This window comes from Streptomyces sp. NPDC090442 (assembly GCF_044769405.1).
Classification (GTDB): Bacteria; Actinomycetota; Actinomycetes; order Streptomycetales; family Streptomycetaceae; genus Streptomyces.
Genome location: NZ_JBIVXW010000117.1, coordinates 1 through 15,920, shown reverse-complemented (window position 1 = coordinate 15,920; position 15,920 = coordinate 1). Strand labels below are relative to the sequence as shown.

Here is a 15,920-nt window from a genome sequence, read left to right as displayed (position 1 = left end):
TTGCGTGATGGTGCCCGTGTTGTTGCGTTGCGGAGTCAGGCGATCGGTCGTTCGTTGGCGGGGCGGGGCGGGATGATGTCCGTCGCGCTGCCGGTCGACGACCTCGAATCCCGTTTGGACGGCTTCGACGGCCGGGTGTCGGTGGCCGCCGTCAACGGCCCCGGCTCGGCTGTGGTGTCGGGCGAACCGGACGCCCTGGAGGAGTTGCAGGCCCTCTTGACCGCCGAGGGGGTCCGCGCCCGGCGGATCGCGGTGGACTACGCCTCGCACTCGCACCAGGTCGAGGACCTGTGCGACGAACTCCTCGAAGCACTCGCGGAGTTGACGCCCCGGGAGTCGGAGGTGCCGTTCTTCTCCACGGCTACCGGAGACTGGCTGAACACCAGTGCGCTGGACGCCGAGTACTGGTTCCGGAATCTGCGGGGGCGGGTGCGGTTCGCGGATGCGGTGGGTGAGTTGTTGGCGGGGGAGTATCGGGCGTTCGTGGAGGTGAGTTCGCATCCGGTGTTGTCGATGGCGGTGCAGGAGGCCGTTGACGAGGTGGGGGTGGCGGCGGTTGCGGTGGGGACGTTGCGTCGTGAGCAGGGTGGGTTGGACCGCTTCTTGCTGTCGGCGGGTGAGGCGTTCGTCCGTGGTGTGGAGGTGGACTGGGCGCGGTCGTTCGAGGGGACCGGTGCGTCCCTGGTGGACCTGCCCACCTACGCCTTCCAGCGCGAGCGGTACTGGCCCGCCCGCACCGCACCCGACCACCCCACCGCCGACGCACCGATGGACGCCGAATTCTGGGCCGCCGTCGAGCAGTCGGACGTCTCCGCGCTGACCGCCGCGCTCGGTACCGACGAGGACTCCGTCGCCGCCATCCTGCCCGGCCTCACCTCCTGGCGCCGGGCCCGTTCCCAGCGCGCCACCCTCGACTCCTGGCGCTACCGCACCACCTGGACGCCGCTCGCCCAGGCGCCCCGCGCGTCGCTGACCGGCACCTGGCTGCTGGTCACCACCGAGGGCGTCGACGACGCCGAGATCGTCGGGGCGTTGACGGAGCACGGTGCCGAGGTGCGGCGCCTGGTCCTGGACGAGACGTGCACCGACCGGGTCGTGCTCGCCGAGCGACTCGCCGGCGCGCAGGACGCGACCGGCGTGGTGTCCGTCCTCGCCGAGGCGGAGGACGGCGACGCCCGCCACCCCGGCCTGACCCGCGGACTCGCCCTCAGCGTCGCCCTCGTCCAGGCACTCGGCGACGCCGAGGTCCCGGCGCCGCTGTGGTTCCTGACCCGTGGGGCCTTCGCCACCGGCCCGTCCGACGCGGTCGCCCGGCCGCTGCAGGCCCAGGTGGCCGGCGTCGGCTGGACCGCGGCCCTGGAGCACCCGCAGCGCTGGGGCGGCACCGTCGACCTGCCGGCCGCCCTCGACGCCCGGGCCGCCCAGCGGCTCGCCGCCGTGCTGTCCGGCGCCCTCGGGGCGGAGGACCAACTGGCCGTGCGGCCGGCGGGCGTGCTGGCCCGCCGGATCGTCCGGGCCGGGCACCGCCCCGAGCGGCGGGCCCGCGCCTGGTCCCCGCGCGGCACCACCCTGGTCACCGGCGGCTCCGGCACCCTGGCCCCGCAGCTCGCCCGCTGGCTCGCCCAACGCGGCGCCGAACACGTGGTGCTGGTCAGCCGGCGCGGCACGGACGCCCCCGGCGCGCCCGAACTCCAGGCCGAGCTGGCCGACCTGGGCACCGAGGCGACCTTCGCCGCCTGCGACATCACCGACCGCGCCGCCGTCGCCGCCCTCCTGGACGGCCTCAAGGCCGACGGCCGCACCGTCCGCACGGTCATCCACGCCGCCGCCACCATCGAGCTCGCCGCGCTCGCCGACACCACCGTGCCGGCGTTCGGCGACGTCGTGCACGCCAAGGTCACCGGCGCGCGGATCCTCGACGAACTGCTCGACGACACGGAGTTGGACGACTTCGTCCTGTACTCCTCCACCGCCGGCATGTGGGGCAGCGGCGTGCACGCCGCCTACGTCGCGGGCAACGCCTACCTCTCCGCCCTCGCGGAACACCGCCGCGCCCGCGGGCTGCGCGCCACCTCCATCCACTGGGGCAAGTGGCCCGACGACCGCGCGCGCGAACTGGCCGACCCGCACCGGATCCGCCGCAGCGGCCTGGAATACCTCGACCCCGACGTGGCGTTGGCCGGCCTCCAGCAGGTCCTGGACGACGACGAGACCGTCGTCGGCCTCATGGACATCGACTGGGACACCTATCACGACGTCTTCACCGCGGGCCGGCCCGCGCACCTCTTCGACCGGATCCCCGAGGTGCGGCGCCGCCTGGACCGGGCGTCCGCCCCCGCCACCACGGGCCCGGCCACCAGCGACCTGGCCGCCCAACTGCTCGGCCTCGCCGACGCCGAGCAGGACCGACTGCTGCTCGCACTGGTCCGTACCGAGGCCGCCGCCGTCCTCGGGCACGCCTCCGCGGAGTCCTTCCCGGAGCGCCGCGCCTTCCGCGACCTCGGCTTCGACTCGGTCACCGCCGTCGACCTGCGCAACCGGCTCGCGGCCGGCACCGGACTGCGGCTGCCCTCGACGCTGGTCTTCGACCACCCCAACTGCGCGGCGCTCGCCGCGTTCCTGAAGGCGACCGCGCTCGGCGCCACCGGTGTCGCGCCCCGTCCGGGCGCGGCCGCCGGCACCCCGACCGCCGTCGACGACGACGACCCGATCGTCGTCGTCGGCATGAGCTGCCGCTACCCGGGCGGCGCCGACACCCCCGAGGAGCTGCTGCGGCTCGCCCTCGACGGCGCCGACGCCATCTCCGCGTTCCCCACCGACCGCGGCTGGGACGCCCGGGGCCTGTACGACCCCGACCCGGACCGGGCCGGCCACACCTACTCGCTCCAGGGCGGCTTCCTGCACGACGCCGCCGGCTTCGACCCCGGCTTCTTCGGCATCTCCCCGCGCGAGGCCCTGGCCATGGACCCGCAGCAGCGGCTGCTGCTGGAGACGTCCTGGGAGGCGTGCGAGCGGGCCGGTATCGCCCCGGAGTCGCTGCGCGGCAGCGCCGCCGGCACCTTCTTCGGCGCCAGCTACCAGGACTACTCGACCACCGTGCAGCACGGCACGGGGGAGTCCGAGGCCCACATGGTGACCGGCACCGCGGCCAGCGTCCTCTCCGGCCGGGTCTCCTACCTGCTGGGCCTGGAAGGCCCGGCGGTCACCGTCGACACCGCCTGCTCCTCCTCGCTGGTCGCCCTGCACCTGGCCTGCCAGTCCCTGCGCAGCGGCGAGAGCAGCCTCGCCCTGGCCGGCGGCGCGGCCGTGATGGCCACCCCGCACGCGTTCGTCGGCTTCAGCCGGCAGCGCGCGCTGGCCGAGGACGGCCGCTGCAAGCCGTTCTCCGACGCGGCCGACGGCATGACGCTCGCCGAGGGTGTCGGCGTGGTGCTGCTGGAGCGCCTCTCCGACGCGCGCGCCAACGGGCACCGGGTGCTGGCCGTGATCCGCGGCTCGGCCGTCAACCAGGACGGCGCCTCCAACGGCCTGACCGCCCCCAACGGCCCCTCCCAACAGCGGGTCATCCGCGCCGCGTTGGCCAATTCCGGCCTCGCCACCGCCGACGTCGACGCGGTGGAGGCGCACGGCACCGGCACCACCCTGGGTGACCCCATCGAGGCGCAGGCGCTGCTGGCCACCTACGGACAGGACCGCGACGCCGAGCGGCCGCTGCTGCTCGGCTCGGTCAAGTCCAACATCGGCCACACCCAGGCCGCCGCGGGCGTCGCCGGCGTCATCAAGATGGTGCAGGCGATGGCCGCCGGGGTACTGCCCGGCACCCTGCACCTCGACGAGCCGTCGCGCCACGTCGACTGGGACGCCGGCGCCGTCGCGCTGCTCACCGAGGGCACCTCCTGGCCCGAGACCGGGCGCCCCCGCCGCGCCGGCGTCTCCTCCTTCGGCATCAGCGGCACCAACGCCCACCTCATCCTGGAACAGGCCCCGGCCACCGAGCCCGTGACCGACCGGCCCGAGGACGCCGACACGGTTGTCGCCTGGCCCCTCTCCGCCAAGTCCCCCGAGGCCCTGCGCGCCCAGGCGGCCCGCCTGCTCACCACCGTCGAACGGGCCGCGGACCTCCCGCCCGCCCGCGTCGGACACGCCCTGGCCACCACCCGCACCGCGTTCGACCACCGCGCCGTCGTCGTCGGCGAGCGGCGCGAGGAGCTCCTGCGCGGCCTGACCGCCCTGTCCACCGGCGCCTCCGCGGCCGGCCTGGTCACCGGCGCCGCCGGCCCGGACCCCGCGGGCGCGGTCTTCGTCTTCCCCGGCCAGGGCTCCCAGTGGTGGGGCATGGGACGCGAACTCCTCGCCGACTCCGAGGTGTTCCGCACCGCGGTCGACGACTGCGCCGCCGCCCTCGCCCCCTACGTCGACTGGTCGCTGCACGACGTCCTGGCCGGCGAGGGCGACCCCGCCCTGCTGGAACGCGTCGACGTGGTCCAACCCGCCCTGTTCGCCATGATGGTGGCGCTGTCCGCGCTCTGGCGCGCGCACGGCGTCGCCCCGGCCGCCGTGGTCGGCCACTCCCAGGGCGAGATCGCCGCGGCCTGCGTCGCCGGTGCGCTCAGCCTCGACGACGCCGCCCGCGTGGTGGCGCTGCGCAGCCAGGCGTTGCCGCAACTGTCCGGGCGCGGCGGCATGATGTCGGTGTCGGCGCCCGTCGAACGGGTCACCGCGCTCCTCGCCCCGTGGCAGGAGGCGCTGTCGGTCGCCGCGGTCAACGGGCCCGGTTCCGTCGTGGTGTCCGGTGACACCGACGCGCTCGACGCCCTGCAGGTCGCCTGCGAGGAGCAGGGCGTCCGGGCCCGCCGGGTGTCCGTGGACTACGCCTCGCACGGCCGGCACGTCGAGGCCGTCCGCGACGAACTGGCCCGCGTCCTCGCACCGGTCAGCCCGCGCGCCCCCGAGGTGCCGTTCTACTCGACCGTCACCGGCGCCCGGATCGACGACGCCGCGTTCGACGGCACCTACTGGTACACCAACCTGCGCCAGACCGTCCGCATGGAAGAGGCCACCCGCGCCCTCCTCGCCGCCGGACACCGGGTCTTCGTCGAGGTCAGCCCGCACCCGGTGCTGGCCGCCCCGATCCAGGAGACGCAGGAGGCAGTGGCCACAGACGGCGCCGCCGCGGCGGTCCTCGGCTCGCTCCGCCGCGACGAGGGCGGCCGCCGCCGCTTCCTGACCTCGCTCGCCGAGGCCCACAGCCACGGCGCGCCGGTCGACTGGACCACCACCTTCGCCGGGCCCGCCTACGGTCCGGTGGACCTGCCCACCTACCCCTTCCAACGGCGGGACTTCTGGCCCGCACCCCGCCCCGCCGCCCCGGCCGCCGGCGACGCCTCGGACGCCGCGTTCTGGGAACTGGTCGACAACCAGGACCCGGCCGCGCTCGCCGACGCGCTCGGCGTCCCCGCCGACGAGGGGCACACCGCCCTCGGCGCCGTCCTGCCCGCCCTGTCCGCCTGGCGCACCAGGTCCCGAGCCCGGTCCCGCATCGACGCCCTGCGCTACCGCGTGGAGTGGACCCGCGTCCCGGAACCCACCGCCCGGACCACCGGCCGGCTGCTGGTCGCCGTGCCGCCGGACCACGCCGACACCCCCTGGGCCGCCGCGGTCCTCGACGCGCTGGGCACCGACACCGTCCGCTTCGAGGCCAAGGGCACCGACCGGGCGGCCTGGGCCGCACAGCTCGGCCAACTCGTCGAGGACGGCGAGGAGTTCACGACCGTGGTGTCGCTACTGGCGGCCGCCGAGGACCTCCACCCCGACCTCGGCTCGGTACCCCTCGGACTCGGCCAGACCCTCGTCCTGGTCCAGGCCCTCGGCGACGCCGGGCTCACCGCGCCCCTGTGGTGCCTGACCCGCGGCGCCGTGACCACCGGCCACGACGACGCCCTGGGCAGTCCGGTGCAGGGCGCCCTGTGGGGCCTCGGCCGGGTCGTCGCGCTGGAGCACCCCGACCGCTGGGGCGGCCTGATCGACCTGCCCGCCACCCCCGACGCCCGCGCCGCAGCCCGCCTCACCGGCCTGCTGGCCGACCCGGACGGCGAGGACCAACTCGCCGTCCGCGCCTCCGGAATCCTCGCCCGCCGCCTGGCACACGCCGCCCCGTCCGCGCCCCGTCCGGGCCGCCGCTGGACCGGCCGCGGCACCTGCCTGATCACCGGCGGCACCGGCGGCATCGGCGGCCGGGTGGCCCGCTGGATGGCCGAACACGGCGCCCCCCACCTGCTGCTCACCAGTCGCCGCGGCCCGGACGCCCCCGGCGCCGCCGAACTCCGCGCCGAACTGGAGGCGTTGGGCGCCCGTGTCACCCTCGCCGCCTGCGACGCCGCCGACCGCGACGCGCTGGCCGCCCTTCTCGCCGACCTGCCCGACGACGCGCCGCTGACCTCCGTCTTCCACTCCGCGGGCGTGGCCGACGGCGACGCCCGGGTCGCCGACCTGACCCTCGACCAGCTCGACGCGCTGCTGTGCGCGAAGCTCACCGCCGCCCACCATCTGCACGAACTCACCGCCGACCGCGACCTCGACGCCTTCGTGCTGTTCTCGTCCGGCGCCGCCGTCTGGGGCAGCGGCGGCCAACCCGGCTACGCCGCCGCCAACGCCTACCTCGACGCCCTCGCCGCCCACCGCAGGTCACTCGGCCTGACCGGCGCGTCCGTCGCCTGGGGAACCTGGGGCGAGGTCGGCATGGCCACCGACCCCGAGGTCCACGAGCGCCTGCACCGCCAGGGCGTCCGCGCCATGGAACCCGACCACGCCCTCGGGGCGTTGCAACAGATGCTGGAGGACGACGACACCGCCCTCGCCGTCACCCTCATGGACTGGGAGGTCTTCGCCCCCAGCTTCACCGCCACCCGCCCCAGCGCCCTGATCGGCACCGTGCCCGAGGCCGTCCACGCCCTGACCGACGACCCGACCACCACGACCGGCGACGGCGCCGCCCCGGCCGTCCCACCGCTCCGTCACCACCTGGAACAACTCTCCGCGGCGGAGCGCGGCCGCGCCCTCGTCGACGCCGTCCGCACCGAGGCCGCCGCGACCCTCGGCCACGACACCCCCGACGCCGTCCCCGCCGGCCGCGCCTTCCGCGACGTCGGATTCGACTCCGTCACCGCCGTGGAACTGCGCAACCGACTGCGCACCGCCCTCGGCCTGCCCCTCCCGGCAGCGCTCGTCTTCGACCACCCCACACCCACGGCCCTCGCCGGTCACCTCGGCACGCTGCTCTTCGGCACCGCGCCCGAGGACTCCGACGCCGGCCGCCCCGACGACCCCGACGCCCGCATCCGCGAGGCGCTCGCCACCGTCCCCATCGGACGGCTCCGCAAGGCGGGCCTCCTCGACCTGGTGCTGAAACTCGCCGACTCCGAACCCGCCGACGACCCCGCCCCCGAGACCGACGGCGCCTCGGAATCCCTCGACGACATGGACGCCGAAGCCCTGCTGCGGCTGGCCACCGAGAACTCGGCTAACTGAAAGAGAGCTGGAGCCCACCATGAGCACGCCCCCCAACAAGTACGTCGAGGCACTCCGGTCGTCCCTGAAGGAGATCGAGCGGCTGCGCCGGCAGAACGAACAACTGGTGGCGGCGGCGGTGGAACCCGTCGCGGTCGTCGGCATCGGCTGCCGGTTCCCCGGCGGCGTCACCACCCCCGAGGACCTGTGGGACCTGGTCGCCCAAGGCCGGGACGCCATCGGGCCGTTCCCGCAGGACCGCGGCTGGGACCTGGAGAGGCTGGCCGGCGGCGGCGAGGGCAGCAGCCTCGCCCAGGTCGGCGGATTCGTCGACGACGCCGCCGGCTTCGACCCCGGCTTCTTCGGCATCTCCCCGCGCGAAGCGGTCGCCATGGACCCCCAGCAGCGCATCCTCCTGGAGATCACCTGGGAGGCCCTGGAGCGCGCCGGCATCGACCCCTCCACCCTGCGCGGCAGCCAGACCGGTGTCTTCGTCGGCACCACCGGGCAGGACTACGGCGAGGTCATCAAGGCGTCCAACGAGGACGTCGAGGTCTACTCGACCACCGGCCACGCCGCCAGCGTCATCTCCGGACGCCTCTCCTACACCCTCGGCGCGGAGGGCCCCGCGGCCACCGTCGACACCGGCTGCTCCTCCTCACTGGTGGCCCTGCACTGGGCCGTTCAGGCCCTGCGCGGCGGCGAGTGCGCCATGGCCCTGGCGGGCGGCGCCTCCATCATGTCCACCCCCGGCCCGTTCGTCTCCTTCACCGCGCAGAGCGGACTGGCCGCCGACGGCCGCTGCAAGTCCTTCTCCGACCACGCCGACGGCACAGGCTGGGGCGAGGGCGCCGGCATGCTCGTGCTGATGCGGCTCTCCGACGCCGAGCGCGAGGGCCGCCCCGTCCTCGCCGTGCTGCGCGGCTCGGCCATCAACCAGGACGGCGCCTCCAACGGCCTGACGGCCCCCAACGGCCCCTCCCAACAGCGCGTCATCCGCGCCGCGTTGGACAACGCCCACCTCACCGGCGCCGACATCGACGCCGTCGAGGCGCACGGCACCGGCACCACCCTCGGCGACCCCATCGAGGCCCAGGCGCTGCTGGCCACCTACGGGCAGGACCGGCCCCGGCCGCTGCTGCTCGGCGCGCTCAAGTCCAACATCGGCCACACCCAGGCCGCTTCGGGCGTCGCCGGCGTGATCAAAATGATCATGGCGTTGCAGCGCGGCGTGCTGCCCCGCAGCCTGCACGCCACCGAACCCACCGCCGACGTCGACTGGACCGCCGGCGCCGTCACGCTCCTCGCCGAGCCCGTCGCCTGGCCCACCACCGGCCGCGCCCGCCGCGCCGGCGTCTCCTCCTTCGGCATCAGCGGCACCAACGCCCACGTCATCCTCGAACAGGCCCCCACCGCCCCCGAACCGCCCACCACCGCCCCCGCCCACCGCCCCGCCGTCGTCCCCTGGGTGCTGTCCGCCCGCACCGCAGCCGCCCTCGACGCCCAACACGCCCGCCTCGCCGCCCACCTGGCCGGCGCCCCCGAAGCCGACCCCCTCGACATCGGCTACTCCCTCGCCGACGGCCGCGCCACCTTCGAACACCGCACCGTCCTCCTCGCCGACCCCGCCGGCCCCACCGAACTCGCCCGCGGCACCGTCGAAGACGGCCCCTTCGCCGTCCTCTTCTCCGGCCAGGGCTCCCAGCGCCTGGGCATGGGACGCGAACTCCACGCCCGCTTCCCGGTGTTCGCCGCCGCCTTCGACGAGATCACCGACCTCCTCGACGCGCACACCGACCGCCCGCTCCGCGACATCGTCTGGGGCGCCGACGCCGAACCGCTCAACGACACCGGCTGGGCCCAACCCGCCCTGTTCGCCGTCGAGGTCGCCCTCTACCGCCTGGTCGAATCCCTCGGCGTCACCCCCGACTTCGTCGGCGGCCACTCCATCGGCGAACTCGCCGCCGCCCACGTCGCCGGCGTCCTCACCCTCGCCGACGCCTGCACCCTCGTCGCCGCCCGCGCCCGCCTGATGCAGGCCCTGCCGCGCGGCGGCGCCATGCTCGCCGTCCGCGCCACCGAGGACGAGGTCACCCCGCTGCTGTCCGACGGCGTCACGATCGCCGCCGTCAACGGCCCCGCCGCCGTCGTCGTCGCCGGTACCGAGGACGCCGTCGAGGCCCTCGCCGCCCACTTCGCCGACCAGGACCGCAAGACCACCCGGCTGCGGGTCAGCCACGCCTTCCACTCGCCGCTGATGGACCCGATGCTGGCGGACTTCCGCGCCGTCGCCGAGGGCCTGACCTACCACGAGCCGCGCATCCCGGTCGTCTCCAACCTCACCGGCACCGTCGCCACCGCCACCGACCTGCGCTCCGCCGACTACTGGGTTCGCCACGTCCGCGAGGCCGTCCGCTTCGCCGACGGCGTCACCGCCCTCGCCGACCGCGGCGTCACCACCCTCCTCGAACTCGGCCCGGACGGCGTGCTGTCCGCCATGGCCCAGGAATCCCTCCCCGCCGGCGCCGCCGCCGTCCCGCTGCTGCGCAAGGACCGCCCCGAGGAGCTCTCCGCTGTCACCGGCCTGGCCCGCGCCCACGTCCGCGGCGTCACCGTCCGCTGGGCCCGGCTCTTCGACGGCACCGGAGCCCACCGCACCGACCTGCCCACCTACCCCTTCCAACACCAGCGCTACTGGCCCACCACCGCCCGCACCGCCCAAGACGTCAGTGCCGCCGGGCTGGCCAGCGCCGACCACCCGCTGCTCGGCGCCAGCGTCGAACTCGCCGACGGGGCCGGCTACCTGTTCACCAGTCGCCTCTCCGTGCGCACCCACCCCTGGCTCGCCGACCACGCGGTCCAGGGCCGGGCACTGCTACCCGGCACCGCCTTCGTCGAACTGGCCGTCCGCGCCGGCGACGAGGCCGACTGCGACCGCGTCGAGGAACTCACCCTCGCCGCACCCCTGGTGCTCCCCGAACACGGCGGCGTCCAACTCCAGGTCCGCGTCGGGGCCCCCGACGCCACCGGCCGCCGCACCCTCGGCATCTTCTCCCGCGCCGAGGACGGCTACGACCTGCCCTGGTCGCAACACGCCACCGGTGTCCTCACCACCGGTACCCCCGCCCCGGCCGCCGCCTTCGACGCCACCGTCTGGCCCCCCACCGACGCCGAACCCCTCGACCTCACCGGCGCCTACGCCCGCCTGGCCGGACTCGGCTTCGACTACGGCCCCGCGTTCCAGGGCCTGCGCGCCGCCTGGCGCCGCGGCAACGAGGTCTACGCCGAGGTCGCCGTGCCCGACGACGCCGGCACCGACCCCACCGAATTCGGCCTGCACCCGGCCCTGTTGGACGCCGCCCAGCACGCCGCCGCCTACGCCGACCTCGGCGCCATCAGCCGCGGCGGCCTGCCCTTCGCCTGGGAGGGCGTCTCACTCGCCGCCGCCGGCGCCACCACCGTCCGCGCCCGGATCGCCCCCGCCGGCGACGACACCGTCACCATCGCCGTCCACGACACCACCGGCGCCACCGTGCTGACCGTGGACTCCCTGGTCTCCCGCGAGATCCCCGCCGACGTCCCCGGCACCGCCACCGTCCACCGCGACTCCCTCTTCCACGTCGAGTGGACCCCGCTGCGCACCCAGCCCACCCACGCGCCGACCACCGTCGCCGTCCTCGGCCCCGACCCGGACGACCTGGCCAGCACCCTGCGCGCCACCGGCCTGACCACCACCACCCACCCCGACCTCGACGCCCTCGCCGCCGCCGACGTCCCCGAGTTGGTCGTCACCGCCCTCACCACCGACCCCGCGGCCACCACCTCGGACGCCGCCCACACCCGCACCACGGCCACCCTCCGCCTCGCCCAACAGTGGCTCGCCGACGACCGCTTCGCCGCCGCCCGCCTGGTCCTCGTCACCCGCGGCGCCACCGACGGCACCGACCCGGCCGCCGCGGCCGCCGGCGGACTGATCCGCACCGCCCGCACCGAGAACCCCGGCCGCTTCGCCCTCCTCGACCTCGACCCCGACACCCCCCACCCCGACCCCGCCACCCTGGCGACCGCCCTGGCCGCCACCCACGACGAACCCGACCTCGCCCTCCGCGGCACCACCCCGCACACCGCCCGCCTCACCCGCGTCCCCCACCCCACCACCCCCGTCGACTGGAACTCCGACGGCACCGTCCTCATCACCGGCGGCACCGGCGGCCTCGGCGCGGTCCTCGCCCGCCACCTGGTCACCACCCACGGCGTCCGCCACCTGCTGCTCGCCAGCCGCCGCGGCCCGACCGCCCCCGGCGCCGACGCCCTGACCACCGAACTCACCGACCACGGCGCCACCGTCCGCATCGCCGCCTGCGACGTCACCGACCCCGCGGCCCTCGCCGACCTGCTCGCCACCGTCCCCGAAGCCCACCCCCTCACCGCCGTCCTCCACACCGCCGGCATCGTCGACGACGGCGTCCTCGGCTCCCTCACCCCCGAACGCCTGGCCGCCGTGCTGCGCCCGAAGGTGGACGCCGCCTGGCACCTGCACGAGGCCACCCGTCACCTCGACCTGGACGCCTTCGTCCTGTTCTCCTCCGTGGCCGCCACCCTCGGCAGCCCCGGCCAGGCCAACTACGCCGCAGGCAACGCCTTCCTGGACGCCCTCGCCGCCCAACGCGCCGCCGCCGGCCTGCCCGCCACCGCCCTCGCCTGGGGCCCCTGGACCCAGAGCGTCGGCATGACCAGGAGCCTGACCGACCTCGACGTCGAGCGCATCGCCCGCTCCGGCATGCCCCCGCTCACCCTGGAACAGGGCACCGCCCTCTTCGACGCGGCCCTCGCCGCCGGACCGGCCGCCCTCGCCCCGGTCCGCCTCGACCTGCCCGTCCTGCGCACCCAGGGCGAGATCGCCCCCCTGCTCCGTGGCCTGATCCGCACCCCCGCCCGGCGCGCCGCCGCCCAGGTCTCCCAGACCGCCGACGGCCTCGCCCAACGCCTCGCCGGCCTCGACGCCACCGCCCGCCGGGAGACCCTCCTCGACCTCGTCCGCACCCAGATCGCCCACGTCCTCGGCCACGCGGACGCCACCGACGTCGAAGCCGGCCGCCAGTTCCAGGACCTCGGCTTCGACTCCCTCACCGCCGTCGAACTCCGCAACGCCCTCACCACCGCAACGGGCCTCCGCCTGCCCGCCACCATGGTGTTCGACTACCCGACCCCGCACGCCCTCGCCGACCACCTCCGCGACGAACTCCTGGGTACGACAGAGGAGTTGTCGCCCGCCGCGCCACTCCCCGCCGCGCCCGCCACCACCGACGACCCGATCGTCATCGTCGGCATGGCCTGCCGCTACCCCGGCGGCGTCGCCACTCCCGAGGACCTGTGGCGCCTGGTCAGCGAAGGCGCCGACGCGACCGGCCCGTTCCCCACCAACCGCGGCTGGGACCTCGACAACCTCTACGACCCGGACCCCGACCGCCCCGGCCGCACCCACGTCCGCGCCGGCGGCTTCCTGCACGACGCCGGCGCCTTCGACCCCGACTTCTTCGGCATGAGCCCCCGCGAGGCCACCGCCACCGACTCCCAACAGCGCCTGCTGCTCGAACTGTCCTGGGAAGCCGTCGAACGCGCCGGCATCGACCCCGCCTCCCTGCGCGACAGCCGCACCGGCGTCTTCGCCGGCGTCATGTACAATGACTACGGCACCACCCTCACCGGCGACGAGTACGAGGCGTTCCGCGGCAACGGCAGCGCCCCCAGCGTCGCCTCCGGCCGCATCTCCTACACCCTCGGCCTCGAAGGCCCCGCCGTCACCGTCGACACCGCCTGCTCCTCCTCCCTGGTCGCCCTGCACTGGGCCGCCCAGGCACTCCGCGCCGGAGAGTGCTCCCTCGCCCTGGCCGGCGGCGTGACCGTGATGTCCACCCCCAGCACCTTCGTCGAGTTCTCCCGCCAACGCGGACTGGCCCCCGACGGCCGCTCCAAGGCGTTCGCCGACGCGGCCGACGGCGTCGCCTGGTCCGAGGGCGTGGGCATGCTGGTGTTGGAGCGCCAGTCCGACGCCCTCCGCAACGGTCATCAGGTCCTGGCCGTGGTGCGCGGCTCGGCGGTCAACCAGGACGGTGCGTCCAACGGCCTGACGGCTCCCAACGGACCGTCCCAACAGCGCGTGATTCGCCAGGCGTTGGCGAGTGGTGGCCTGTCCACCGACGACGTGGACGTGGTCGAGGCGCACGGCACCGGCACGACGCTCGGCGACCCGATCGAGGCCCAGGCACTGATCGCCACCTACGGTCGCGACCGCGACCCCGAGCGCCCGCTGCTGCTCGGCTCGGTCAAGTCCAACATCGGGCACACCCAGGCGGCCGCGGGTGTCGCCGGCATCATCAAGATGGTCCTGGCGATGCGCCACGGTGTGGTTCCGCAGACCCTGCACGTCGACGCGCCGTCCTCGCACGTCGACTGGGACGCGGGCGCCGTCGAGCTGCTCACCGAGCAGACCGTCTGGCCGGAGACGGGCAGGGCCCGCCGCGCCGGCGTCTCCTCGTTCGGCATCAGCGGCACCAACGCCCACGTCGTCATCGAGCAGCCGCCCACCGTCGTCCCCGGCACGGTCGTGCCCACCGACCGCTCCGACGAGGAACTGCCCGTCGCCCCCTGGGCGTTGTCCGCCAGGACCCCCGACGCCCTGCGCGACCAGGCCGCCCGCCTCCTCACCCACGTCGAGGCCCACCCCGAACTGCGCCCCGTCGACATCAGCTACTCGCTGATGAACACCCGCACCGCCTTCGACCACCGCGCCGTCGTCCTCGGCACCGACCGCGCCGAGGCCCTCCGCGCCCTCGCCGCCGTCGCCGCCGGCACCGACGACCCGGCCGTCCTCACCGGCACCGCCCGCGCCGGCCGGACCGCCTTCCTCTTCTCCGGCCAGGGCTCCCAACGACTCGGCATGGGACGCGTCCTCTACGAACGCTTCCCCGCCTTCGCCGAAGCCCTCGACACCGTCCTCACCCGCCTGGATGCCGAGCTCGGCCAACCCCTCCGCGACATCGTCTGGGGCGACGACGCCCAACTCCTCGACCGCACCGGCTACACCCAGCCCGCCCTGTTCGCCATCGAGGTGGCGCTGTTCCGCCTCCTGGAAAGCTGGGGCATCACACCGGACTTCGTGGCCGGCCACTCCATCGGCGAGATCGTCGCCGCGCACGTCTCGGACGTCCTCTCCCTGGACGACGCCTGCCGCCTCGTCGTCGCCCGCGCCGCACTGATGCAGTCGCTGCCCGAAGGCGGCGCGATGGTCGCCGTCCAGGCCACCGAGGACGAGGTGCTGCCCCTCCTCACCGACGACGCCTCCCTCGCCGCCATCAACGGACCGACCTCCGTCGTCGTCTCCGGCCACGAGGACGCCGCCCTCACCCTCGCCCGACACTTCGCCGACCAGGGCCGCCGCACCACCCGCCTCCGCGTCAGCCACGCCTTCCACTCCCCGCTGATGGCCCCGATGTTGGACGACTTCCGCGCGGTCGTCGACGGCCTCGCCTTCGCCGCCCCCACCGTCCCCGTCGTGTCCAACCTCACCGGCGCACTGGCCACCGCCGACGAACTCCGCTCGGCCGACTACTGGGTCCGGCACGTCCGCGACGCGGTCCGCTTCGCCGACGGCATCCGCACCCTCGCCGACCGCGGCGTCACCACCTTCGTCGAACTCGGCCCGGACAGCGTGCTGTCCGCCATGGCCCAGGACTCCGCCCCCGAAACCGCCGCCACCGTCCCGCTGTTGCGCAAGGACCGCCCCGAGGAACAGGCCGTCATCACCGCCCTCTGCCACCTCCAGGCACTCGGCGTCGAGGCCGACTGGACCGCCACCTACGACGGCCTCGGCGCCACCCGCGTCGACCTGCCGACCTACGCCTTCCAACACCGCTGGTTCTGGCCCGCCGCCCGCACCGCCCGCCCCGACGACGTCCGCGCCGCCGGCCTCGGCGCCACGCAACACCCGCTCCTCGGCGCCGCCGTGCAACTCCCCGACGACGACGGCGCACTCTTCACCGGCCGCCTCTCGCTGCGCACCCACCCCTGGCTGGCCGACCACACCGTCCTCGGCACGGTCCTCGTGCCCGGCACCGCCCTGCTCGAACTCGCCATCCGCGCCGGCGACGAGACCGGCTGCGGCCACGTCGAGGAACTCACCCTGGCCGCCCCCCTGACCCTCCCCGAGGACGCCGCCGCCCTCCTCCAGGTACGCGTCGGCCCCGCCGACGCCACCGGCCGCCGCACCCTCACCCTCCACGCCCGCCCCGAAGACCCCGCCGACCGCTCCTGGACCCTGCACGCCGCCGGCATCCTGACGGCCGACGCTGCCCCGGCGGACCCCGGCTTCGACGCCACGGTCTGGCCGCCCGCCGACGCCGAGCCGCTCGACT

General features: G+C 75.4%; 2 protein-coding genes. Both read left to right on the top strand.

The genetic code is table 11. The features are described 5' to 3' along the window. The coding region (locus ACIQU6_RS41910; RefSeq protein ID WP_403487505.1) for a type I polyketide synthase at positions 1-7,527 on the top strand (7,527 nt) is incomplete at its 5' end. A 19-nt stretch (positions 7,528-7,546) separates the two neighbouring features. Further along, positions 7,547-15,920, top strand: an 8,374-nt coding sequence (locus ACIQU6_RS41905; protein ID WP_403487503.1) for a type I polyketide synthase, incomplete at its 3' end; no start/stop codon positions are given.